The sequence below is a fragment of the Acidobacteriota bacterium genome, assembly GCA_030697165.1.
Lineage (GTDB): Bacteria > Acidobacteriota > Vicinamibacteria > Vicinamibacterales > UBA2999 > 12-FULL-67-14b.
Genome location: JAUYQQ010000021.1, coordinates 127524 through 150809, shown reverse-complemented (window position 1 = coordinate 150809; position 23286 = coordinate 127524). Strand labels below are relative to the sequence as shown.

The following is a 23286-nucleotide window of genomic DNA, read 5'->3' as shown; positions in this document are numbered from 1 at the left end:
GTCCTTTCACGAATTCTTCCAGTTCGGCGCGCGCTTGTCGATCCAGGCCTGCACGCCCTCGACCGCGTCGTGGGTCTTCAGCAAGCCAGCCAGGTAGTCGCGCTCGGCCTTGTCGAGCGCCGGTTCGGCCTGGGCGCGCAGCGTCAGCCGGGCGGCGGCGACGCCGTGCGACAGCGCAGTGGCGGAGTGCGGCGACAGGTGCGTGTCGAACCAGTTGCCGGCCGCCTCTACCAGGCTGGCGGTTGGGGCCACGATCGACAGCAACCCGGCGTCGTGCCAGTAGCCGGCCGACTGCTGTTGCCCGGTGACAATCGCGCGCGTGGCGCGTGATGCGCCCACCCGCAACGGCAAGACGGCGGCGGCGACCGGCGGAAACGCCGCCAGCCGAATCTCGGGCAAGCCAAAGGTGGCCGAGTCGGTGGCGAGAATGTCGTCGCAGGAGAGCGCCAGCTCGAAGCCGCCGCCCAGGCAGCGGCCGGCCACGAGCGCCGCGGTCGGCGCCGGAAACGACCACAGTTGCCTGATCACCCGATGGGTTTCCGGCAACACGGTCGCCATCATCTCCGGCTCGTGCTCCTGGATCTTCGCGCCAAACGAAAAGTCATCGCCGGCGCCCTCGACGGTCAGCCACTTGATGCCCGGGACGGATTCAAGCTCGTGCAGCGCGCTGCCGAGCGCCCGCACCAGGTCGAGCGACAACAGGTTGCCCGGTGGTGCGTTCAACTGGACGCGCCGCCACGCGCCATCGCGCGCCGCCTGGATGCGAACCAGGCCGCTCACTGGAACACGCCCGGTTCGGTCGCCGGCGCGCCACAGGCAAAATCGCGACACACGTAGGCAGTCGCCTTGTCCTCAATCATCTTCATCTCCGCGACCCAGGGCATGTGCGCCGACAGGGCCGCCTGCTCTGACGGATCGGCCGGCACCATCACGGCAAACGGCCGGTAGGCGCGGTTCGCCGCGCGCCACAGCGCCCGGGTGTCGGCCGCATCAGCGTGTCCGACAATCACAATCTGTTCTCCGCCGGCTACCGACGCCGAGAGCACCGCCGCCATGAACGGCACCGCCCGGCCCTGCTCCTCGAGCCTGCCGCCAAACGAGGCTACGGCCGTGTCGGCGCGAGTGCCATAAGACGCCTCGCCGGTCAGGTGCGACAGCGCCCAGCAGTTCAGCGCCGACACCGCGGTCGGCGATGGTTCCGCCCCATCGTAGTCTTCTTTCATGCGCAGCAGGACCGACGGGTCGAGGCCGGTCGTGCTGAACCACCCGCCACCCTCGGCGTCCCAGAACAGCTCGTCCTGGCGGGCCTGCAGCACGCGGGCCCACTCCAGCCACTCGGCACGGCCGGTCGCCTGGAACACCTCGAGGACGCCGAAGATCAAGTACGCGTAGTCTTCCGCATACCCATCGATGGCCGCATCGCCGCCGCGGTAGCGGCGCAACAACCGCCCGGAGGCCGCGTCCCACATCGTGTCGCGGATAAACGTCGCCGCCCGCACGGCGGTCGCCAGGTGCCGGCCACCGGGGTCGCCATCCTCGACGTGCTGCGGCAACACCCGCGAGGCGCGCGCGAACGCGGCGATCATCAAGCCATTCCACGCGGTCAGCACCTTGTCGTCCAACTGGGGCCGGGGCCGGCGATTGCGCACGTCGAACAGCACCTGGCGCGCCCGCAACAGCACCTCGGCAATCTCGACCGGCGTCTTGCCGCTGGCCCGCGCCAGGTCGGCAATCGACTGGGCGGTATGCAGCAGGTTCCTGTTCACGAACTCCTGCTGCGGATCGAACGGGGCGTTGCCGTTCGGCAACACCCCGTAGCGGCCCTCGAACACCAGGCTGTCTTCGCCGAGGGCCGCCCGAATCTCGTCCTGGCCCCAGATGTAAAACGCGCCTTCCGTCTTGTGCTCGGGCACTGGCGTGCCCCCGGCGGAGACGGGGGGGAGGCTGTCGGCGTCCTCGGCCGAATAAAACCCGCCCGCCTCGTCCGTCATGTCACGCTCGACGTACTGCAGCGTGTCTTCGGCAATCTGCGCGAAGAACGGATCGTCGCTGGCCTGCGCCGCTTCGAGATACGCCAGCACCAGTTGGGCCTGGTCGTAGAGCATCTTCTCGAAGTGCGGCACCCGCCAGTTCCCGTCAACCGAGTAACGGTGAAAGCCGCCGCCGATGTGGTCGCGCATGCCGCCAAGCGCCATCGACCGCAGCGTCTGCACCACCATGTTCAAGGCCGCCGCGTCTCCCGTGCGCTTGTGCTCGCGCAGCAGGAACAGCAGTTCGCTCGGCCGCGGAAACTTCGGCGCATCGCCGAAGCCACCGCGCCGCGTGTCAAAGGTCTGCGCGAACTGTTGCACGGTCCGGGTCAGCGTCGCGGCATCGGGCACGCGGCGATCGTCCTGGCCACGCGCGAGCTGGGCCAGGCGGGCCACGATCTCACCCGCCGACTTCACGACGTTCGCACGATCGTCGCGCCAGGCCCGGTTGATTTCGGTCAGCACGTCCACGAAGCCGGGCCGGCCCCACTGCGACCGGGGCGGGTAATAGGTGCCGCCGAAAAAGGGCTGCAGGTCCGGCGTCAGCCACACGCTCATGGGCCACCCGCCCGAACCGGTGGTGGCCTGCACAAACGTCATGTAGACGCGGTCAACGTCTGGCCGCTCTTCGCGATCGACCTTGATCGCGATGAAGTGGTCGTTCAGCACCTTGGCCACGCCGTGGTTTTCGAACGACTCGCGTTCCATCACGTGACACCAGTGGCAGGTCGCGTAGCCAATCGACAGGAAGATCGGCTTCTCCTGCGCGCGCGCCGCCGCAAACGCAGCCTCGCCCCACGGATACCAGTCAACCGGATTGTTCGCGTGCTGCAGCAGGTACGGACTCTGTTCGGCCGCGAGGCGATTCGGCATTCCTTCGATGATACTTCGGGCGTCCCAGGCGCCGCCCCGTCCTTGAACTCAGCCACAGATTTCGCGGATTAAACACAGACACCGTTCGCTGGCTCCGGCCTTCGGCCGGAGCGTGGTCCGGTGAGGAAGCCGGCGGGATGAGTCTTGTGTGAAACAATCCGCCGACTCATCCTGCCGGCGTCCTCACCGGACCCGCGCCGCGAAGCGGCGCCAGCGAACCCAGTCTGGTGGGCGGCCAATCGGTGTCTAATCGGTGCTAATCGGTGGCTTTGATGACGGCGGCCGCCAGATCCGGATGGTGCTCGGCGGCGTCTTGCAGGCGGGCGTAGATCGCGGTGATCTCCACGCCGTACAGCAGGATCACGACGCTCACGTAGATCCAGATCAGGAACACCACGACGGCGGCCAGCGAGCCGTGGATGACGTTCCACGTGGCCAGGTCGCTGGCGTACCAGGCAAACAGCGAGAAAGCCATTCGCCAGAGGATCCCCACCATGAGGGCGCCCGGCCACACGTCGCGGAACCGCACCTTGGTGTTGGGGATGAAGTAGAACACCAGCGCCACGCACATGACCAACAGCGCGGTGGCCGTGGCATGGCCGGTCATGCCGCTCGCCCAGCCCACCCAGGGGGCCTGGCCGATCGCTTCGCCGAACCGGCTGCTCTCGGCGAGCCGCACCACGCTGGCCAGGATCAGGCCGACCAACAGGACTCCGCCGGCCGAGGCCAGCATCAGGAACGAGACCAGCCGATGCTTCAGGAAGCTGCGCCGTTTCTCGACGCCCCACGCGTGATTAACGGCGGAGGTCAGCGCGTTGAACACACCGGTTGACGCCCACACCAGCATGAGGAAGCCGCCGGCGCCGAAGCTGACCGGCGCGGTCTGGAACGAATCGAGTTGACCGGTGATGAAGTCGAACTGGCGCGGGAAATAGCGAAAGACGAAGCGGACCACCGCGTCGCGCTCGGCGGCGTTGGCGGTGACCTCACCCAGGATCGCCAGCGACAACAGCAGGAACGGGAACAGCGAGATCAGCGCGTAGTAGGCCACCGAGGCCGCATGGGTCATCGCGTCACTGTCGTAGAGCTCCCCCACGCCCCGCCAGGTCGCGAGGCCGATCAGGCGGACTTGTCCGCCCGGCCGTTCGCGGCCCGCGGTCACGCTACGAGGTCCGCCTCGGCCACGCTGCCGGCCCGGCAGCCGCGCTCCCCTTGTCGGCGGGCGCGCCCGCCTTGAACTCGTCCATCGCCTGCGACAGGCGCATGGCCTCGCGGACCATGGTTTCGATCTCGGGCTGCAGCTCAGCCCGCAGTTGCCGCCCGCGCTCGGTGAAGAGCACGAAGCCGACGCCCACGCCGACGACGGCCCCCAGCATGCCGCCCAGAATCATCAGGTTGCGTTCGTTCATCCGGTCTCCTCTACGACCCGCCCCGCGGCGCGCGGATCCTTAATCTCATGTTTCTTGATCTTGCTATATAACGTGGGCCGGTATAAACCCAAAATCTGGGCGGCCTCCTGTTTGTTCCAGTTGGTCCGCTGCAACGTCTGCAGCACGGCCATCCGCTCGATTTCGGCCAGCGTGTGATGCGGCGGCACCGTAAACGCGTCGTCGGCGGTCGAGTCGCCGCGAATCGGCTCGGGCAAGTCCGACGGCTGGACCTCGGCCGACTTGGCCACCAGCACGGCGCGTTCGATCGCGTTCTCGAGTTCGCGGACATTGCCCGGCCACCGAAAGCGAATCAGCAGGTGATACGCCGCCGCGGAGATGCCTTTCACGCTCTTCTGGTAGCGGCTGTTGTACTTGTCGAGGAAGTGTGCGCACAAGAGCGGCAGGTCTTCGGTCCGTTCGCGCAGCGGCGGCACGCGCAGCGTGACGGTGTTGATGCGGAAGTAGAGATCTTCGCGGAGCCGGCCGTCCTTGAGCGCCGCCTCCGGGTCGATGTTGGTCGCACAGATCAGGCGGAAGTCCACCTTGACCAGGCGGTCGCTGCCAATCGGCCGGTACTCGCGCTCCTGCAGCACGCGTAACAGCTTGGTCTGGAGCAAGAGCGGCATCTCGCCGATCTCATCGAGCATCAGCGAGCCGCCGCCGGCCAGTTCGAGCAGCCCCACCTTGTCGGTGGTCGCGCCGGTGAACGCGCCCTTCTTGTAGCCAAACAGCTCCGACTCGATCAGGTCCTTGGGCAGCGCCGCGCAATTGATCTTGATGAACGGGCCGCCCGAGCGGCCGCTGCGCACGTGAATGGCGTTGGCGATCAGCTCCTTGCCGACACCGTTCTCGCCCTGGATCAGGATGTTGGCGTCGCTTTCGGCGACCGCGTCAATCAGCTCGAACAGCTCGCGCATGTTCTTGCTCTTGCCAATGATGTTGGCGAACGCGTACTGCCCGCGCATCTGCTCTTTCAGGCGCTCGTGCTGGGCACGCTCCACGTGCAGGCTGGACGCGCGATCGAGAATCGACAGCAGGCCGGCCGGATCGAGGTTCGACTTCTCGAGAAAGTAGAAGGCGCCGGCCTGCCCGGCTTCGAGCGCCCGCGTGATCGTGCCGACGCCGCTGATCACGATCATCTCCGGCGCGGGGTCGATCTCCTTGAGTTGCCGCAGCAGCGTGATGCCGTCGATGTCGGGCAGGACGATGTCGAGCAGCACGACGTCGGGCCGCCACGAGCGAAACAACTCGATCGCCCGGGACCCCACCGCCGCCGCCCGCACTTCGTAGCCAGGGTTGCGGTCGGCCTGCTCCACCACCATCTTCAGCCACTCAGTGACCATGGGTTCATCGTCTACGACGAGGACCCGGCGCCGGCTGGACGACTTGAGGACAGGCATGAAATTTGAAGCTTAACTATACAGAACTGCAGTGTACCCATACATGTAGGGCCATGGATTTGGGGATCTGGTGATTTGGTAGATCTTGTGATTTGGGAAGCAGACTTGGCGATTTTTCGATTTGGGATACTTGATCTTGCGATTTGTCGCCAAATCCCAAAATTCCTTAAATCCCCAAATCCCGATCCCAAATCCCCAAATCACAAGATCACCAATTCACCAGATAACCTTGATCAGATTGGATTTCTCCCCTGAATCACGCGGATCAGCATCAGCGCGACCGCCACGACCAGCAGGAGATGGATGAAGCCGCCGAGCGTGTATGAACTCACCATACCGAGCAGCCAGAGGACAACAAGCAGCACCAGAATCGTGGTCAACATGATTGAGTCTCCAAGTTAAGAGTTACGGGGATTGGTCGGCCCGCCGGCGCTGGCGTCGCGAATCGTCGAAGCCGCCCGCGAGGCAGCAGCGCCCAGGCGGCTCGACGCCGCGTCCACGGCTTCGCGCGCCGATGACTCGAGCTGGTCGGCCAGCTGGTCGGCCTTCTCTTCGATGTTGTCGAGCTGCACGCCGGCACGATCGGCCATCTCACGATAGCGTCGGGCGGCGGCTTCGCGCAGCGAGCTCCAGCCGGCGTTGATGTCCTGGCGCATTTCGGTGCCGGCCTTCGGCGCCATCAGGAGCGCCACGGCCGCGCCCACCAGTGCACCGGCAGCGGCGCCCAGCAGGAACATGCCACTACCAGCCGATTCGTTCTCGTTCATCATTCTCATTGCGACTCTCCTTTTTTACGATTCCGACAGTTGAACATCCGCAGCCAGCGTTGGCTGAACGTCCGCAGCCAGCGTTGGCGGCCGGCGGTTCGACGCGCGGCGGCGACGCCACATCGCGACGCCGCGCAACACCCCGATCGCCATGGCCGTGCGGGGTGCCGCCACGACCGAAGCGACGCTGTGTAGCGAGTTGCCGACCGTGCCCACGACGTCGCGCACTTCGGTCACGACGTCGCCGGCAGCTTCGGTGCCGCGGCGCACGGAACGGCCGACCTCTGCAACCGTGCCGGTGATGCGGTCGACGTGCCCATCCAGGCGGTCGATGTGCGCATGCATGAGCGCCATCTGCGCGTTCATGGCCAGGCGGGCGTCATCCACGGCCCGGGCAGCCTTGCCCCAGGCCAGCGCGGCTCCAATTGCCGCACCCACAAACAGCAGGGCTTGCACACTCATGGCGATGGCCATGACCCAAAGGGCGCGTTCAATTAAGACAGTGTCTGTAGTCATTTGCTCCACCTGTAGGTATCTAGCTACCCATTCTCGTGAGTTGATTCCACACCAGTCGGTGCGACCTGGGCATCCCGGACCGCCACCGCCAGTAGGCGCTCAACCTCCTGGACGAGCACGTCCGGGTCGCACGGCTTGACCACAACGGCGTCAAAGCCGCTGGCCCTGGCCAGGTCGAGCTGGCGGGCGTGTGAGTATCCGGTGGCGGCGATCAGCGGGATGGCCGCGGTTGCTTTATTGGCGCGCAGACGAGTGGCCACTTCGAAGCCCGTCAGCCCGGGCAATTCGAGGTCCAGGACGATGAGGTCCGGCAGCAGTTCCTCGGCCTTCGCCACCGCGCTCAGGCCGTCGGCGGCGGTTGATACGCCGTAGCCGATCGAGCGCAGGTAAATCGCCCAGATATCCAGGGCGTCCACGTAGTCGTCAACGATCAAGATGTGCTTCGCGGCCGGGGATTTGTTCATCAAAACGGTTCTACCTGGCCAATTGCATTACAAGCGCCGTGCCAGACCGGTCCAGCCGGCCGCGCGTGCTAGATTGAGGGCATGCAGCCAAACATGGCGCAAGTCTTGAATACATTGGCTCACGAGATTCGAACGCCACTCGCTGTGTCACAGGGATATCTAAAGCTCTATGTTGATGGCCGACTTACAAAGCCTGACGATCAACAACGCGCGCTCCAGCAGACGCGCGAGGCGCTTGGCGTGATTGCAGTGCTCTGCGCAGACATCGGCAAGGTCAGCGCGCTCGCCGAGGCCGGCGCACCGGCGCTGGCCGAGCGTCTTGATGCCACGCAGCTGGCGGCCGACTTGCGTGAGCGCAGCGAACTGGTGGGTGCGACGGTCGGCGGCGAGCCACCGGCCGGCGGCATCGCGACCAACGCGCCGAAGGATCTGGTCAAGGCCATTGCGACCGTTATCAAGTCGGCGTTCGACGAAGCGAAGCAGGAACCGCACCACTGCGAGTGGCAGGCCAACGGCGAGGCGCTGGTCATCCGGGCCGGCACCATCGCAGGCGTGCGCGCGCTGCCAGCCACCGCCGATGGCGACGGCGCAGCGGCCGTCAACGTGGTCCGTGGCGGCAAGGGGCTCACATTGATCTGGGCGGCCTTCGTGCTCGAACAACACGGTATACAAACGTGGCACCACCCGGCCCACAAGGCCTCGGTCGGGTTCCACATTCCAATGGTACGACTATGAGCAGCGCTACTCTCGCGATCGTTGACGACGACAAACCCTTTGCTGAATATCTGCAGACCCTGTTGCGGTCTCGCGGCTACAACACGGCGGCCTACGACAGCGGCGACGCGCTGCTGGCGGCGCTGCGCGAGGGTGCGCTACCCGATGTCATCCTGCTTGACGTGTTGATGCCGGGGCTGGACGGCCTGGAGACCCTGCGCGCGATCCGGCTGGCACACCCGGCGGCCCAGGTGGTCATGCTCTCCGGCGGCCAGACCCCCGCCACCATCGTCGAGGCCGTCCGCCTCGGCGCCATCGACTACGTCGTCAAGCCGGGTGATCCCGACGGTGTGGGCGAGGTCGCCCTCGAAGCCGCCATCCGCAATGCCCTCGAGCGCCTGTCGCTGACGAGCGAGGTGCAGCGCCTGCGCACGCAGGTCGGCCAGGACCCCGACGGCGCGCAACCGTTCTGGAGTTCCGGCAAGGCCATGCAGCCGGTGATGACGATGGTCGATCGCGTGGCCGACAACGACGTCAGCGTGCTGCTGCGTGGCGAAAGCGGCGTCGGCAAGGAAGTGATCGCCCGCGAGATTCACCGCCGCTCGCCGCGCCGCAGTTCGCCGTTCGTGAAGGTGAACTGCGCCGCGCTGCCCGCCGAACTGCTCGAGAGCGAGTTGTTCGGCCACGAGCGCGGCGCGTTCACCGGCGCCGCCTCCACCCGCGTCGGCAAGTTCGAGTTCGCGCAGCACGGCACCATCATGCTCGACGAAATCGGCGAGATGCCGCAGGCGCTGCAGGCGAAGATCCTGCACGTGCTGCAGGACCACGAGTTCACCAAGCTCGGGAGCAACCGCACCATCGAAGTGGACGTCCGGGTGATTGCCGCCACCAATCGCGACCTCGAGGCGATGATGCGCGCCGGCACCTTCCGCGAGGACCTCTACTATCGCCTGCAGGTGATCGAGGTGCACGTGCCGCCCCTGCGCGAGCGCCGCGAGGAGATCTCGCAGCTGATCGAGTTCTTTCTGTTGAAGTTCGCGGCCGTCTATCGCCGGCCGGCGGTACGGCCGTCGCTGGTGTTGCAGGACGCGCTGCTCTCGTACGAATGGCCGGGCAACATCCGCGAACTCGAGAACATGATGAAGCGGCTGGTGGTGCTGCAGGATGAGGCGCTGATCCTGGCGGAACTCAACCGGCTTCGCCACGCGCGCGCCGCGGCCGAGCACGAGTACCCGACGGCCAATCCCGCCTACACGACCGCCCCGGCGCCGCGGTCGGCGGCACCGCCCCCGCCGCCGGCGCCCGTGGCCGCCGTGGCCGCGCCACCGCCCGAGGCGCCGGCCCCGTTCGTCAACCCCGCCGACGGCGTCAACTTGCAGGAATTGGCCCGCCACGCCGCCATGGGGGCCGAGAAGGAAGCCATTCAGCTGGCGCTCGAGCGCTTCCGCTGGAACCGGCGCAAGACCGCCGAGTACCTGCAGGTCAGCTACAAGACGCTGCTGAACAAGATGAAGGAATGCGGGATCAGCGAATCGCCGACCGCCTAACGCTCAACGGGCATTAACGCGACCGGCCACGTCAGGGTGAAGGCCGTGCCAACGCCGTCTTGCGACGTCACGGTGACCGTGCCCTTCATGGCCTCCATGCACTCGCGCACGATCGCCAGGCCCAGGCCCAGCCCCTGCGCACCCAGCTCCTCGTCGCGATCCGAGTGCGCCCGCACGAACTGCTCGAAGATCATGACCAGCTTCGGCTCGGGAATGCCGATGCCGTTGTCCTCGATCACGATCGCGCTGACCGGTCCCGACACCCGCCGCACGCGAACGTAGCGCTCGGGCTTCTCGGGATCGCTGTACTTGATCGCGTTGGCGATCAGGTTGATTAGCGCTAGTTCGATGCGACCCGAGTCGAGCACCAGGGTCGGCAGGTCGTCGCTGATGTCCACGGCGACATTGCGGGTCGTCGCCATGTCCTCGAGTTGCTTCGCCACATCGGCCGCCAGGGCCGACAGTTCCACTTCCTGCTCCGTGGGCAGGTTGTCGTCGCTGGCGCGGGTCAGGCGCGCCAGCCGCTCGAGCTTGCCGGCGACGTCGCCGAGCCGGACGACATTGCGCTCGAGGGTCGCGACCAGCTGCTGCCCTTGTGCATCCGGCGCCGTAAGCATCCGCGACAAGACCTGCAAGACGCCGAGCGGCTGCCGAATCTCATGACTGATGAGCCGCGTAAAACCGCGCAGCTGGTTGGTCTGCCGCTCGATCGTCTCGGCGTACTTGCCGACAAACGTATCCACGGTTTGCTGCTGCAGCACCCGGACGGCCTGCGAGACGCAGCTGAGCGCGTCGAGCGCGTCAACGGCATTCGCACCGGCGCCCATGCGCCCGACTTCGAGGGTGATGAATTCCTCGAGGATGGTCCCCAGCATGTGGTACTCACGCAGCAGCTGGTGCACCGACGAGCGCTGTTCATAGCGCAGCGCCCCCAGCTCGGCGGCCTTGGTCATCACCGCCGTATTGGCGGCAATCGCTTCGTCGCGCGGCGCGCGCAGGAACTGCGCAATCTCGGCAATCAGCTCGGGAATGTGATCCAGCAGTTGCGCGGACGGAAACACGTCGCGCTTCTCGACCGGCAGGATCTCGGTGAGGGCCTCGAGCCAGCGCGAGGCCAGCTCCCGTTGTGACGCGTGGAGACGGGCAGCAATCGACGCGCCGGTAGATTCGGCTGAGGGTCTCGGTTTCATCGTGAGGGCAGGCTGGCCGGCTGCACCGCTGATGCTATCTCACGAAGCAGGCTGGCCGGATCGAGGGGCTTGCACAAGTGGGCGCGAAAGCCCGCGGCAAGCGCCCGGGCGCGGTCTTCGGGCCGCGCCCGGGCGGTCAGCGCGATGGCGGGAATGCGCCCGCCATCGGGCAGGTTTCGCAGTCGCCTCAGCAGGCTGTAACCATCGTCGTCGGGCAGCCCGATGTCGCAGACCAACACGTCGGTGGACCACTCGCCGGTAATCCGCAGGCACTCGGCGGCGGTACCGGCGGTTTTCGTCTCGCAGCCGTGCAGCCTGAGGATGGCCGTCAACGCCGCCGCCGAGTCGACATCGTCTTCGGCCACCAGGACGTGCAACCGGTTGAACAGGGGCTCTGGCCGGTTAGCGACGGTGACCGTCTGCAGCGACTCAGGCGCCAGCGGCAACGCGACCTGGAACTGCGCGCCATGCCCGACACCGGCACTGGTGGCCGTGATGCGGCCGCCGTGCAGTTCAACCAGGCGCTGGACGATCGCCAGGCCGAGGCCCATGCCGGTGCGCATGCTGGACGAGTTGCCCTGGCGGAACGGCTCGAAGATGTGCGGCAGGAACTCCGGACCGATACCGTCACCGGTGTCGGAGACGATAATTTCGGCGCGCGCCGCCGCGTTCTTGACCTCAACCGAGATCGTGCCGCCGCCGGGCGTGAACTTGACCGCGTTCGCCAGCAGGTTCCACACCACCTGCTGCAGCCGCGGTGCGTCTCCGATCACCGGGACTGACTCGAAGGGCGCGACCACCCGAACGTCGATCTTCTTCGCGATTGCCGACGGCCGAATCGACTCGACCGCCGCATCGACCACGGCGCGGACATCGATCGGCGCCACCGTGAGGGTAACCCGCCCCTGGTTCATCCGCGACACATCCAGCAGGTCTTCGATCAGCCGGGTCTGAACCTTGGCATTGCGGTCGATCGCGCCGACCGCGTGCAGCCGCTGCTCGGCGTCGAGGGCGGCGCCCGATTGCAGCACGTGCACCCAGCCGACAATCGCGTTGAGCGGCGTGCGCAGCTCGTGCGACGCGGTCGCCAGGAACTCGTCCTTGAGGCGGCTGGCATCCTCGGCCACGCGCCGCGCCGCTTCCGCCCTGGCCAGCGCCTCGGCCCGCTCATCCAGCGCCAGGTGCAACTGGTCGGTGAGCAACCGGAACTGCTGTTCACTCTCTCTGAGCTCGGCCATGGCCCGCGACAGTGCTTCGGTGCGGTCGGTCACCTGGTGCTCGACCGACGCCAGCGCCTCTTGCAGTTCGATCTCGATTTGTTCTCGATGCCGGGACTCGGTCCGCACCTGGAGCGCGGCAATCAGCACCGACAGGATGGCGAGTGCGGTGCTGACCACCACGATGCCCTGCGAGACGCCGACATCTGAGGTCGGTGCCGTCACCGCCACTCGTGTGCCATCGTCGCGGCCAGTGATCCGCTGAAACGTGAGGGTTCCAAGGATCAGTAGCAGCACGGCGGCCAGGGCCAGCCAGTTCGCTACGCGACGGTGCGTGGGCATCGGCAGAGAGCTATCCACTCACCTGAAGCCTGCATACCCTGTTCCGGGAATCGACCTAACCGAACGCTGCCGCCAGGCGGACGGGTGCCACACCTGAGCAGAGCGATGCCCACCCTCGGAGGCGTGGTGGGGCCTACTGATACCAAGCGCGCGGCCCTGGGCGGGCCGCTGTCGCTGGGTACCGCTTATCGCTGCGCGGCCTTCGACTGCTGCGCGCCGACGAGGTGGAGGCGCCGATCGCGCCGATCGATAGTCCATCCCGTGGTTTCATAGCCACACAGCAAGCACTGCTGGTACAGGCGCGTGTCGGTCCGGGCACGGTAGAGCTCGTGGCCACCGTGGAGCACGCCGCACAGGCTGTGGCGGCATTTCTGAGCGAACCGGGCCATCATCTGCTTGAACGTGGTGACAACGTCCACATTCTCGGTAACCAGTGCCATCGGCGACTGCCCGATGTGGTGATCAAGACCTCTCATCACTAACCTCCGCTATTTGCTATAGCAAGGTTGATTCCGCTTTTTCTGGAACGCGTGTTGCAACGATTCCTGACAGATTCGTTATTGGAGGAGAGACATATGAAGTACGGAGTCGCGTGGTTGCTGGGTGTGCCGGGTTCGTTAATCCTGTTGTGGTTCGTCGCCAGCCAGATGGGATGCGGCGTTTGAGCGGGACGAAGATCGTCGGCATCGTGTTGGTGGTCCTCGGCATCCTCGGTCTGGCGTACGGTGGTCTGTCGTGGACCAGCCGTGAGACCGTGGTGGATGCGGGCCCGATCAACATTACCGCTGACAAGACCGAACGCTTCCCGCTGCCGCCGCTGGCGGGTGGACTGCTGCTGGTCGCCGGCGTGGTGCTGATTCTCAAGAAGTAAGGCCGGTATAATGACCGGGTGGACAAACCCCCGGTCAAACTGGTTGTCACGCCCATCGTCTCGGCGCTCGGGTCCGCGCCACCGGCGTCGCCCGACGACGCCATGAAGTGCGAACGCTGTGGCGCCGAGATGTACCGCATGCACGCGGTCTGGCGCTGCCCGGCGTGCCGGTTCAAGACGGACTGCTGCGGATGGTAGCCGCCGGCACGTAATGGATCCCCTCACTTCGCACATCGATCCCAACGCCGCCGAGTTCCGCGCCAACCGCGAGCGCATGCAGGCGCTCGTTCAGGAGTACCGCGATCGCCTGGCCCAGGCCAGGCTCGGCGGCGGCCCCAAGTACCTCGCCCGTCACCGGGAGCAGGGCAAGATGCCGGTGCGCGAGCGCATCGAGGCGCTGATTGATCCCGGATCGGCGTTCCTGGAACTGTCGCCGCTGGCCGCGTGGGGCATGTACGAGAACGACGCGCCCTCGGCCGGCGTCGTCACCGGCATTGGCCGGGTGTCTGGCCGCGACGTCATGATTGTGGCCAACGACGCCACCGTCAAAGGCGGGACCTACTACCCCCTCACCGTGAAAAAGCACCTGCGCGCGCAAGAGGTGGCGCTGCAGAACCGCCTGCCCTGCGTGTACCTGGTGGATTCGGGTGGCGCGTTCCTGCCGCTGCAAGCCGAGGTGTTTCCCGATCGCGATCACTTCGGCCGCATTTTCTTCAACCAGGCGCGGATGTCGGCCGAGCAGATTCCGCAGGTCGCGGTAGTGATGGGATCATGCACGGCCGGCGGCGCCTACGTCCCCGCGATGTCGGACCAGACCATCATCGTCAAGAACACCGGGACGATCTTCCTGGGCGGCCCGCCGCTCGTGAAGGCCGCCACCGGCGAAGAGGTGACGGCCGAAGACCTGGGCGGCGCCGACGTGCACACGCGCCTGTCGGGGGTTGCCGATTACCTGGCCGATGATGACGCGCACGCGCTGCACCAGGCGCGCATTGTCGTTTCCACCCTGAACACGCACAAGACGCTGCCGCCCGACATGGCCCGGCCCGAAGACCCGGCCTACGATCCGGCGGAACTGTACGGCATCGTCAATCTCGACCTGCGCAAGACCTACGACGTGCGCGAGGTGATTGCCCGGCTGGTGGACGGCTCCCGGTTCGACGAGTTCAAGGAACGCTACGCGACCACGCTCGTCTGCGGTTTCGCGCGGGTCCACGGGTTCCTGGTCGGCATCATCGCCAACAACGGCGTCCTGTTCTCGGAGTCGGCGCTGAAGGCCACGCACTTCATCGAGCTCTGCAACCTGCGCGGCGTGCCGCTGGTGTTCCTGCAGAACATCACGGGCTTCATGGTCGGCAAGCAGTACGAGCGCGGCGGCATTGCCAAGGACGGCGCCAAGATGGTGCACGCGGTGGCGAATTCAGTCGTCCCGAAGTTCACGGTGATCATCGGCGGCTCGTTCGGGGCGGGCAACTACGGCATGTGCGGACGCGCGTATGAACCGCGGCTGTTGTGGATGTGGCCCAACGCGCGCATCTCGGTGATGGGTGGCGAACAGGCGGCGGGCGTGCTGGCCACCGTCAAGCGCGATCAGGTCGCGCGCGAGGGGGGCGACCTGTCGGCGGCGGCCGAGGCGGCCATCCGCGAGCCCATCCTCCAGAAGTACGACTCGGAAGGATCGCCCTACTACTCCACCGCGCGCCTGTGGGACGACGGGATCCTGGACCCGGCCGAGACGCGCTCGGCACTGGCCCTCGGCCTGTCGGCGGCCTACAACGCGCCGATCCCGCCGCCCAAGTTCGGCATCTTCCGCATGTAGCGTCCGGCTTCAGCCGGACCGTTCCGATGTGGCGTCCGGCTTCAGCCGGACCTGGCTAACTACACGTCGCCGAGATCATCTTCACGCTGCGAACCGTCAGCGTCGGCATGGTCTTGATGTCGGACTTGTTCTCCGGATTCTTCATCGGCGCGTTCACGGTTTCCTGAACCGTTTGCGGCATCGCGGCGGCCTGCTCGACGCCGGTAATCTCGACCTTGTGATTCTGATGGGCGGCGAAGTTCGCCGTCGCGCCTCCAACCAGCAGGTACGTGGGCAGGTCAACGTTCTTCTTCACCGGGTCGGGGTTGATGGGCGTCAACACATAAGCGCCCGACTTGGGCGGCTGGGCGTCCCTGGTCGCATCGGCGGCACCAGGCTGCCACGCCTTCAGGCAGCCGACGCGGGTCACGTCCTGCATCAGGTTCTTGGCCTGCGGCTGGGCGGCGGCGGTCTCGGTCTGCGGTTTCGGTGCCTGCGGCGTCTGCAGCGTCTGGGCGGCGGCGAGCGGAAGGGCCAACGAGAGCGCCACGAGCGTGGCCGGAAGTGTGCGTGTCATGTCAATCAACCTCGCTCGGCTGACTGCACAAACCACGCCAGAGGAGCTGATGTAGCGTCCGGCTTCAGCCGAACCGTATCCGCACCAATGTAGCGTCCGGCTTCTTGACTCGCCGAAGCCTTGGCGAAGGAGGTTAGCCGGACCCTATAATGGAACTCCCTGCATCCATGAGCTTCCAATTCCTCACCATCGAGCGCCGCGGCGCGGTCGAGTACGTCATGCTCAACCGGCCCGACGTACGTAATGCCTTTAACGAGAACGTCATTGCCGAGCTCACGGCCTGGGCGCGTGGCGCGCATGCCGACCCGGCGTTGCGCGTGGTCGTGTTCAGCGGCGCGGGCAAGGTCTTCAGCGCCGGCGCCGATGCCGCGTGGATGGCGAAGATGGCGGGCTATTCGCACCAAGACAACGTGCGCGATGCGACCGCGGGCGCCGAAATGTTCCTGGCAATCGACACCATCCCCGCGATCGTGATCGGCCGCATCCACGGCGCCGCGCTTGGCGGCGGCTCCGGCCTCGCCGCCGTCTGCGACATCGTGATCGCCGAGACCGCCGCGGTGTTTGGCTTCACCGAGACCAAGCTGGGCATTCTGCCGGCAATGATCTCGCCGTACGTAATCCAGAAGATCGGGGTGTCGGCCGCTCGGGAGTTGTTCCTGACCGGGGCGCGCTTCGATGCGGCACGGGCCAAGGAGATTGGCCTCGTCCACGCCGTCGTGGCGTCGGACCAGCTCGACGCGACGGTCGCGAAGCACGTCACCGAGGCGCTGACGGCCTCACCTACCGCCGTCGCTCGGGCCAAGGCGCTGATCCCCCGCGTGGCGGGCCGCGCGCCGGGTGAGGTCATGGCCATCACCGCCGAAGCCATTGCCGCCCAGCGCGTCTCGCCCGAAGGACAGGATGGGTTGACGGCGTTTCTGAACAAAGCCACGCCGGGCTGGGTCAAGGAATCGCAGTGACCGGCTCCCGTGGACCTGTCCACCGTAGCCTTGGCGGCGGTGGAATTCGCCGGCTCCTAATCGCCAATCGCGGCGAGATCGCGGTCCGCGTGATTCGCGCGTGCCGCGACCTGGCGATCGAAACGGTGGCGGTCTATTCCGACGCCGACGCTGACGCCGAACACGTGCGCGCAGCAGACTACGCCGTCCACCTTGGCGCCGCACCCGCCCGCGACAGCTACCTCGACGCCGCGAAGGTGATCGCCGCGGCGCGCACCGCCGGCGCCGACGCCGTGCACCCCGGCTACGGCTTTCTCTCGGAGCGCGCGCCCTTCGCACGGGCGTGCGCAGAGGCCGGGCTGGTGTTCGTGGGCCCGCCGGCCGAGGCGCTCGAGCGAATGGGTTCGAAGGTCGGCGCGCGCCAGTTGATGGTCGCCGCAGGCGTCCCGGTCGTCCCGGGCGAGGCCCCCGCCGACCAGTCGGATGCGTCGCTCCAGGCGGCCATCGCGCGCGTGGGGTTTCCAGCGCTGATCAAGCCATCGGCCGGTGGCGGCGGCATCGGGATGAAGATTGTCCGCACGGCCGCCGAGGCCATCGATGCCCTGGCCGCGGCGCGACGCGAAGCCAGTGCCTCGTTCGGCGACAGCACGCTCTACATCGAGCGCCTCATCGAGCGGCCGCGGCACGTCGAGATCCAGGTGTTTGCCGACGCGCACGGTACTGTCGTGCACCTGTTCGAGCGCGAGTGCTCGGCGCAGCGCCGGCATCAGAAGATGGTCGAAGAAAGCCCCTGCCCTGCGCTGGCTCCGTCAGTTCGCCAGGCGATGGGCGCCGCCGCCGTAGCCGCGGCGCGAGCCGTGGGCTACCAGAACGCCGGCACCTGCGAGTTCCTGCTCGAGGGCGACGGCGAGACGGCGCAGTTCTACTTCCTGGAGATGAACACGCGCCTGCAGGTCGAACACCCGGTGACCGAATGCGTGGTCGGCGTCGACCTGGTGCGCGCCCAACTGCTGGTGGCCGGTGGCCGACCCCTGCCCTTTACGCAGGACAGCCTCACGCAGCGCGGCCACGCCATCGAGTGCCGCATCTATGCCGAAGACCCGGCACAGGGCTTTATTCCACAGGCCGGGACCATCCTGTTGTATCGGGAACCACAGGGGCCCGGCATTCGCGTTGACAGCGGCGTGACCACCGGCACCACCGTATCGGTGTACTACGACCCGATGCTGGCGAAGCTGATCGTCTGGGGCGAATCGCGTGAGGTCGCCCGGCGCCGCGCCCTCACCGCCCTGCGCGACTTCGCCCTGCTCGGTATTCGCACCAATATCGCCTTTCTGCTGCAGCTGCTCGAACACGAACAGTTCATCGCCGCGACCATCGACACGGGCTTCCTGGATCGCGAAGGCGCGGCGCTGGCCGCCGCCACCGTCAGCGAGCTACCGCCGGCCGCGCTCGCCGCCGTCGCCGAACACCGCCGTACGAGCACCCCAGGCACCCTAGGCACCCTAGGCACCCTAGGCACCGATCCCTTTTTAACCCTCGGAGCCTGGCGTGGCTGAGCCCGTGGTCACTCCACTCGGCGATGGTTGGTATCTCGTGGACGATGGCGAGCGGCGGTGGCGCGTGGCCGTGGCGGGAGCCGGTGACACGCAGTGGGTGTTCGTCAACGGCCAGGTGGCGACGCTCGACGTGTCGAGGCCCGGGCGCCGGCGCGGTAAAAAGACCGACGCCGGCGTCATGTCGCCCATGCCGGCCACCGTCGTCGCCATCCATGTCGCGCCGGGACAGGCCGTGTCCGAAGGCGAGTTGCTGATCGTGCTCGAGGCCATGAAGATGGAGCTGCCCATCCGGGCGCCGCGCGACGGCGTGGTCAAGACGGTGGGCTGCCGCGTCGGCGAGCTGGTCCCGCCGGGCGTCAACCTGTTGGAGTTCGCGTAGTGCGCCTCCCCGCGCGGGTGTCGCTCGTCGAAGTCGGCCCCCGCGACGGACTGCAAAACGAGCGCGCGCTGATCACGACCGCCGACAAGATCGCGTTTGTCGATCATCTGTCGGCCGCCGGCTGCGCCACCATCGAGGTGTCGGCGTTCGTGTCGCCGAAGTGGGTGCCGCAGATGGCCGACGCGCGCGAGGTCCTGGCCGGCATCACCCGGCGCGCGGGCGTCCGGTATACGGCGCTCGTGCCCAACCGTGCCGGCCTGGCGCGCGCCATGGAGGCGGGCGTGACGGAGATCGCGATTTTCGCCGCCGCTTCCGAGACGTTCAGCCAGCGAAACATCAACCAGTCGATCGACGCCTCGCTCACGACCTATGCCGAGGTGTGCCGCGAGGCGCTGGCCGCCGACCTCACGGTGCGCGGCTATCTTTCGACCTGCTTTGGCTGCCCGTACGAGGGGCCCATCGCGCCGGCGCAGGTGGCCGCCGTCGCGCGCCGCTTGCTGGATCTGGGTGTCTTCGAGGTCGCCATCAGCGACACGATTGGCGTGGCGCATCCGGGCCAGGTGCCGCAGGTGCTTGACGCCGTCGCCGCGGCGCTGCCGCTGAACCAGGTCGCCCTGCACTTCCACGACACACGCGGCACGGCGCTCGCCAACGTGCTGGCTGCCCTCGACTACGGGGTCACGACCTTCGACAGTTCGGCGGGCGGACTGGGCGGCTGCCCGTTTGCGCCCGGAGCCGCCGGCAACCTCGCCACCGAGGACCTTTTGTACATGCTGAACGGACTGGGCGTAGACACCGGCGTCAGCCTCGCCCGGGTCGCCGAGGCCTCGCGGTTTCTGGAGTCGCGTCTCGAGCACCGGCTCCCCTCTCGCTACCTGCAGTCGATGCCCGAGTAGGCCGGGTACTGGATTTGCTGTATCCACACGAATCAGGTCCCCCAGTGGATGCAGTAGCCCATATTGGGTAGAACCGTGCCGGGATCCTAACCAGTCAACATGCGCCACCAAGCCGCGGCTACCGCGAGGCAGACGACCGTGTGGGAGGACCTCGGCCTGGGGGTCGCCGCCTTTGCCCTCTGTCTCGCCCTCACGATGGGCCTTGGGCTGTGGTTGAGCTACGTGACCGGCGCGCTGTTTACCCTGGGCGTGGCCATCCTGGCGTGGCACCGCGGTTTTGGGCCCGCGCTGGTCGCCGCCGTTCTCGGCACGGCCGCGATTGGTCCACTCACCGTAGCGATGGATGCCAGCGCCGAGGCAATCAACCTCCCCCTGCGCGTGGTCCTGGTCGGCGTCGTCTCGCTCGCCGTCGCCTGGCTGTGCGGCAACTTGTATCGGTCGCGAGAACGACTGCTGATCGAACAATCCCGATTGCGCGAGAGCGAGGGTTTCCACCGGCTGATTGGCGAGCTGGCCTCCGACTTCGCCTTCCATGCGCGCATCGAACCCGACGGCCACATTGTCATCGACTCGGCCACGAGCGGGCTTCACGCCCTGCTGGGCTACACGCTCGAAGAGCTGCAACGGCGGCCGGGCCTGGCGCTGATCCATCCCGACGATCGCGATGCGCTGCAGTCGGCATTGGCGCGCGCCGGCGGCGGCGCCGACGTGCACGGCGACGCGCGGGTGATCGCGAAAGATGGCCACCTGGTTTACGTCGAGTACAGCGCGCATCCCGAGCGCCGCGAAGACGGCATGCTGACGGGCGTGCTGGGCGCCTTCCGCGACGTCACGATCCAGCGGCAACAGCAGGTGGCGCTCGCCGAAGAGCGGCAACGGCTGTTGGTGGACATCAAGATGCGCCAGGAGGCGGAAGGCCAACTCCGGCTGGCCAAGGATGAGGCCGAACGCCGCGCGAATGAAGCCGAGGAGGCCCGCGCGGCGCTGAGAGACCGCGAGCGCCGCCTGCAGTACGAGGCGCAATTAAAGGACGAGTTTCTGGCCACGCTGGCGCACGAGCTGCGCAACCCGCTGGCGCCGCTGCGCAACGTCACCGAGATCCTGCGGCTCGAACCCCTGTCCGACACCGCGCGCCAGGCCACCGGGGTGATGGAACGGCAGATCGGGCAACTGGTCCGGCTGATTGACGATCTGATGGACGTGAGCCGCATCACCCGCGGCCACCTCACGCTGCAGCGCCAGCCGACCGACCTGCGGACGATCATCGAGAGCGCGATCGAGACCGCGCAGCCGCAACTGGCCGCCGCCGGCGTGAGCCTGTCCACCGACATTCCCGCGCAGCCCTGCCTGCTCGACGTGGATGCCACGCGCATCGCGCAAATCTTCCTGAACCTGTTGACCAACGCCGCCAAGTTCACGCCCACCGGCGGGCGCGTGTGGCTGACCGTCAAGCCGGGCACCGACCGCGTCGCGGTGGTGGTCCGCGACAGCGGCATCGGCCTCGCGCCAGAGGACCTGGACCGCGTGTTCGGCATGTTCGTGCAACTCAATCGCGACATGCGCCGGTCGCAAACCGGGTTGGGCATCGGCCTGACGCTGGTGAAGCAGATGGCCGAGTTGCACGGCGGCAGCGTGGCGGTCTGGAGCGAGGGGCTCGGCCACGGCAGCGAGTTCACGGTGACCCTGCCGCTCGCGCCGGTCGCCGCCCAGGCGGCGTCGGCCGACCGGCCGGCGCCGGCGCCGCGGCCGACGTGGCGAATCCTGGTCGCTGACGACAGCGAGGACGGCGCCGACAGCCTGGCGTTCCTGCTGCGGGCCGCCGGCCACGAAGTCCATACGGCCTATGACGGGCGCACCGCGATCCGGCTTGCTGAAGAGCTGCTGCCGGACGTGGTGCTGCTCGACATCGGCATGCCCGAGGTGTCCGGCTACGACGTGGCCCGCGCGATTCGGCGCGAAGGCTGGGGCCGCACCATGCGGTTGATTGCGCTCACCGGTTGGGGCCAGGCCGAGCATCGCCGCCGCTCGCTGGAGGTGGGCTTCGACGAGCACCTCGTGAAACCGGTTGAGCTGGATGTGCTCGAGGAGGTGCTCCAGTTGGGTATGCCGGCACCCATTTCAGGCAAGCCCCACTCGACCAGTTAGCCTTTCCGAACCCGAGCGGTGGCACGCGGTTTGTAACAGTTCTGATTGATGCGCCTGAGTGGCGCACAGAAGGAACGGAGAACCGATGAGTGCCACATCCTGGATAGTCGCAGGACTTCTCGTAATCGCAGGACCCGCGGCCGCGCAACAGACGGCCACGACCGGCAACCCGTCACAGGCAAGTTCGCAGCCCGCTGATGAGCGCGGTCGAGTCGCGGTTACTCCCGACGGAGACGCCGGTCTCTGGTGGGTGCCGGTCGCCGACACCAACGGCAAGGGCAACTGGCGCGGCTCCGCCCAGCGCAACTCGCGCAACACGCCCCAGGGTCTGATGAACATTGCCGATTTCACGGCCAATGTGTCCTACGGCTTTGGTGACCGCTTCGACGTCTACGCCGCCTGGGACTTCATCGAACGCATCGACCGCGACATCGCGACACTGTTCGTGCCGTCCGATCCGGACCAGGGGGGCATCGACACCTTCAGGCCCTACGCCCGCGAGCGCTGGACCGGCAACAAGCGCGGTGACATGCGTGTCGGCGGCAAGTACGCGCTGCTCAGCGAGGGCTCGGGCGACCCGTTCAGCCTGGCCGCGCGGGTGACAATGAACCTCCCGACCGGCGACTCCGACAACGGCACCGGCGAGGGCTCGGTCGCCGCCGACTTCTCCGGTGTGCTGAGCCGCTGGATCTCGAACAAGGTCGTCCTCTCCGGTACCGCCGGTTACTACCTCCGCAAGAATCCGCAGGATCCGGTCGTGATCCACGTCCCCAACAATTTCCACTGGGGCGCGGGCATTGGCCTGACGCCGAGCCCGTCGTGGCTCATCCACGGCGAGATCCTGGGCGATCATCCCGTGCGCGACAACGCGGCTCTCGAAACCCGGCTGATCGGTGAAGACGGCAGCGTCAGCACGGACAACAGCTTCGTGGACCGCCAAACCTCGTTCACGACCGGCCTGACCTGGTTCGCAAGCAACGGGTTCTTCGTCGGTGCGGAGGTCAGGCTCGACACGCCCAGGCCCGCCCGCATTGCCGCTTCCGAGTCTTCGCGCTCGGACTACCTGGACTACCACGTCCGCATTGGTTGGAGCCCGCGCCGTACGCCTCCGCCGCCACCGGTCGTGACGCCTCCGCCGCCCGTCGCGCCGGCCGCGCCGGTCGCACCGCCTGCCCCGCCACCGGCGAGGGTCGAACCGCCGCCACCGGCCCCGCCGGTCAAGGTCTACACCTTCGAAGACGTGCACTTCGACTTCGACCGCTACACCCTGCGCGCCGAAGCGCAGCGCGTGCTCGAGCAGGCCCTGGCGGCGATGAAAGAGAACCCGACATTGCGGCTGACCGTCGAAGGTCACACCTGCAGCATCGGCACCTCGGAATACAACATGGCCCTGGGCGAGCGCCGCTCGAACGCGGTGCGCGATTACCTGGTTCAGAACGGCATCAACGCCAGCCGTCTCGAATCGGTGAGCTTCGGCGAAGAACGGCCCAAGCACGACAACATGCGCGAAGAGACTCGCCGGCTGAACCGCCGCGCGGCGCTCGTCGTGCGCCTGGATGCAGCCCCGCAGTAGCTCGGCGCTTTTCATAACCGTCGCCGGGTGTGGTCCCCGTTATCCATCATTTGGTGGGGC

Annotated in this window: 24 protein-coding genes; 11 read left to right on the top strand and 13 right to left on the bottom strand. The window is 67.0% G+C overall.

Translation table 11 applies throughout. The features are described from left to right. Positions 1-6 precede the first annotated feature (6 nt). The 9 genes from Q8T13_19465 to Q8T13_19425 all read right to left on the bottom strand — a co-directional run bounded on the left by Q8T13_19465 (position 7) and on the right by Q8T13_19425 (position 7480). Entirely contained in the window at positions 7-780 is a 774-nt protein-coding gene (locus Q8T13_19465) for an enoyl-CoA hydratase/isomerase family protein (GenBank protein ID MDP3719946.1), read from the bottom strand. Beyond that, a complete protein-coding gene (locus Q8T13_19460) occupies positions 777-2903 on the bottom strand; it encodes a thioredoxin domain-containing protein (GenBank protein MDP3719945.1) in 2127 nt (708 codons plus the stop codon). The genes Q8T13_19465 and Q8T13_19460 overlap by 4 nt, the downstream gene beginning before the upstream one ends. A 256-nt stretch (positions 2904-3159) precedes the next feature. Next, entirely contained in the window at positions 3160-4065 is a 906-nt protein-coding gene (locus Q8T13_19455; protein ID MDP3719944.1) for a YihY/virulence factor BrkB family protein, read from the bottom strand. Position 4066: 1 nt separating this feature from the next. After that, the gene (locus Q8T13_19450) at positions 4067-4312 is read right to left on the bottom strand and encodes a hypothetical protein (GenBank protein ID MDP3719943.1); all 246 of its coding nucleotides are present in this window, start codon (positions 4310-4312) and stop codon (positions 4067-4069) included. Further along, on the bottom strand, positions 4309-5733 hold the full coding sequence (locus Q8T13_19445; GenBank protein ID MDP3719942.1) for a sigma-54 dependent transcriptional regulator: 1425 nt from the start codon (positions 5731-5733) through the stop codon (positions 4309-4311). Before Q8T13_19445 ends, Q8T13_19450 begins: the two co-directional genes overlap by 4 nt. A gap of 233 nt (positions 5734-5966) precedes the next feature. Next, positions 5967-6116, bottom strand: coding sequence for a lmo0937 family membrane protein (locus Q8T13_19440; GenBank protein MDP3719941.1), 150 nt, complete (start codon positions 6114-6116; stop codon positions 5967-5969). A gap of 15 nt (positions 6117-6131) precedes the next feature. After that, the gene (locus Q8T13_19435; GenBank protein ID MDP3719940.1) at positions 6132-6509 is read right to left on the bottom strand and encodes a YtxH domain-containing protein; all 378 of its coding nucleotides are present in this window, start codon (positions 6507-6509) and stop codon (positions 6132-6134) included. A 15-nt stretch (positions 6510-6524) separates the two neighbouring features. Further along, positions 6525-7016: a hypothetical protein gene (locus Q8T13_19430; protein MDP3719939.1), complete on the bottom strand. Its 492-nt coding sequence runs from the start codon at positions 7014-7016 to the stop codon at positions 6525-6527. Between the two features lie 23 nt (positions 7017-7039). Next, the gene (locus Q8T13_19425; GenBank protein MDP3719938.1) at positions 7040-7480 is read right to left on the bottom strand and encodes a response regulator; all 441 of its coding nucleotides are present in this window, start codon (positions 7478-7480) and stop codon (positions 7040-7042) included. 81 nt (positions 7481-7561) lie between these two features. Between Q8T13_19425 and Q8T13_19420 the strand changes: the two genes are divergently transcribed. Together Q8T13_19420 and Q8T13_19415 are read left to right on the top strand one after the other, a co-directional pair. Beyond that, entirely contained in the window at positions 7562-8215 is a 654-nt protein-coding gene (locus Q8T13_19420) for a hypothetical protein (protein MDP3719937.1), read from the top strand. Further along, a complete protein-coding gene (locus Q8T13_19415; protein ID MDP3719936.1) occupies positions 8212-9741 on the top strand; it encodes a sigma-54 dependent transcriptional regulator in 1530 nt (509 codons plus the stop codon). The genes Q8T13_19420 and Q8T13_19415 overlap by 4 nt, the downstream gene beginning before the upstream one ends. Here the strand turns inward: Q8T13_19415 and Q8T13_19410 are convergent. The 3 genes from Q8T13_19410 to Q8T13_19400 all read right to left on the bottom strand — a co-directional run bounded on the left by Q8T13_19410 (position 9738) and on the right by Q8T13_19400 (position 12966). Next, on the bottom strand, positions 9738-10931 hold the full coding sequence (locus tag Q8T13_19410) for a sensor histidine kinase (protein ID MDP3719935.1): 1194 nt from the start codon (positions 10929-10931) through the stop codon (positions 9738-9740). The genes Q8T13_19415 and Q8T13_19410 overlap by 4 nt on opposite strands. Further along, entirely contained in the window at positions 10928-12508 is a 1581-nt protein-coding gene (locus tag Q8T13_19405) for an ATP-binding protein (GenBank protein MDP3719934.1), read from the bottom strand. Before Q8T13_19405 ends, Q8T13_19410 begins: the two co-directional genes overlap by 4 nt. Positions 12509-12675: 167 nt before the next feature. Beyond that, positions 12676-12966, bottom strand: coding sequence for a hypothetical protein (locus Q8T13_19400; GenBank protein MDP3719933.1), 291 nt, complete (start codon positions 12964-12966; stop codon positions 12676-12678). 176 nt (positions 12967-13142) lie between these two features. On the opposite strand from Q8T13_19400, the gene Q8T13_19395 reads away from it, so the two are divergent. Genes Q8T13_19395 through Q8T13_19385 form a run of 3 tightly spaced genes read left to right on the top strand, consistent with a single transcriptional unit; the run spans position 13143 to position 15180 of the window. Further along, positions 13143-13361, top strand: a complete 219-nt coding sequence (locus tag Q8T13_19395; protein MDP3719932.1) for a DUF3185 domain-containing protein — start codon at positions 13143-13145, stop codon at positions 13359-13361. A gap of 18 nt (positions 13362-13379) precedes the next feature. Then, complete coding sequence (locus Q8T13_19390; protein ID MDP3719931.1) at positions 13380-13559, top strand: hypothetical protein; 180 nt, start codon at positions 13380-13382, stop codon at positions 13557-13559. Positions 13560-13572: 13 nt separating this feature from the next. Continuing rightward, positions 13573-15180, top strand: coding sequence for a carboxyl transferase domain-containing protein (locus tag Q8T13_19385; GenBank protein MDP3719930.1), 1608 nt, complete (start codon positions 13573-13575; stop codon positions 15178-15180). 55 nt (positions 15181-15235) lie between these two features. On the opposite strand, the gene Q8T13_19380 is transcribed toward Q8T13_19385, so the two are convergent. Continuing rightward, complete coding sequence (locus Q8T13_19380; GenBank protein ID MDP3719929.1) at positions 15236-15736, bottom strand: hypothetical protein; 501 nt, start codon at positions 15734-15736, stop codon at positions 15236-15238. A 167-nt stretch (positions 15737-15903) separates the two neighbouring features. Between Q8T13_19380 and Q8T13_19375 the strand changes: the two genes are divergently transcribed. The 6 genes from Q8T13_19375 to Q8T13_19350 all read left to right on the top strand — a co-directional run bounded on the left by Q8T13_19375 (position 15904) and on the right by Q8T13_19350 (position 23226). Continuing rightward, positions 15904-16695, top strand: a complete 792-nt coding sequence (locus Q8T13_19375) for an enoyl-CoA hydratase-related protein (GenBank protein ID MDP3719928.1) — start codon at positions 15904-15906, stop codon at positions 16693-16695. Next, positions 16692-18233, top strand: coding sequence for a biotin carboxylase N-terminal domain-containing protein (locus Q8T13_19370; GenBank protein ID MDP3719927.1), 1542 nt, complete (start codon positions 16692-16694; stop codon positions 18231-18233). Before Q8T13_19375 ends, Q8T13_19370 begins: the two co-directional genes overlap by 4 nt. After that, positions 18226-18612: a biotin/lipoyl-containing protein gene (locus Q8T13_19365; protein ID MDP3719926.1), complete on the top strand. Its 387-nt coding sequence runs from the start codon at positions 18226-18228 to the stop codon at positions 18610-18612. The genes Q8T13_19370 and Q8T13_19365 overlap by 8 nt, the downstream gene beginning before the upstream one ends. Continuing rightward, a complete protein-coding gene (locus Q8T13_19360; protein MDP3719925.1) occupies positions 18612-19508 on the top strand; it encodes a hydroxymethylglutaryl-CoA lyase in 897 nt (298 codons plus the stop codon). Before Q8T13_19365 ends, Q8T13_19360 begins: the two co-directional genes overlap by 1 nt. A gap of 99 nt (positions 19509-19607) precedes the next feature. Then, the gene (locus Q8T13_19355; GenBank protein ID MDP3719924.1) at positions 19608-21653 is read left to right on the top strand and encodes an ATP-binding protein; all 2046 of its coding nucleotides are present in this window, start codon (positions 19608-19610) and stop codon (positions 21651-21653) included. A gap of 85 nt (positions 21654-21738) precedes the next feature. Next, complete coding sequence (locus Q8T13_19350) at positions 21739-23226, top strand: OmpA family protein (protein MDP3719923.1); 1488 nt, start codon at positions 21739-21741, stop codon at positions 23224-23226. The last annotated feature ends 60 nt before the right edge of the window (positions 23227-23286 follow it).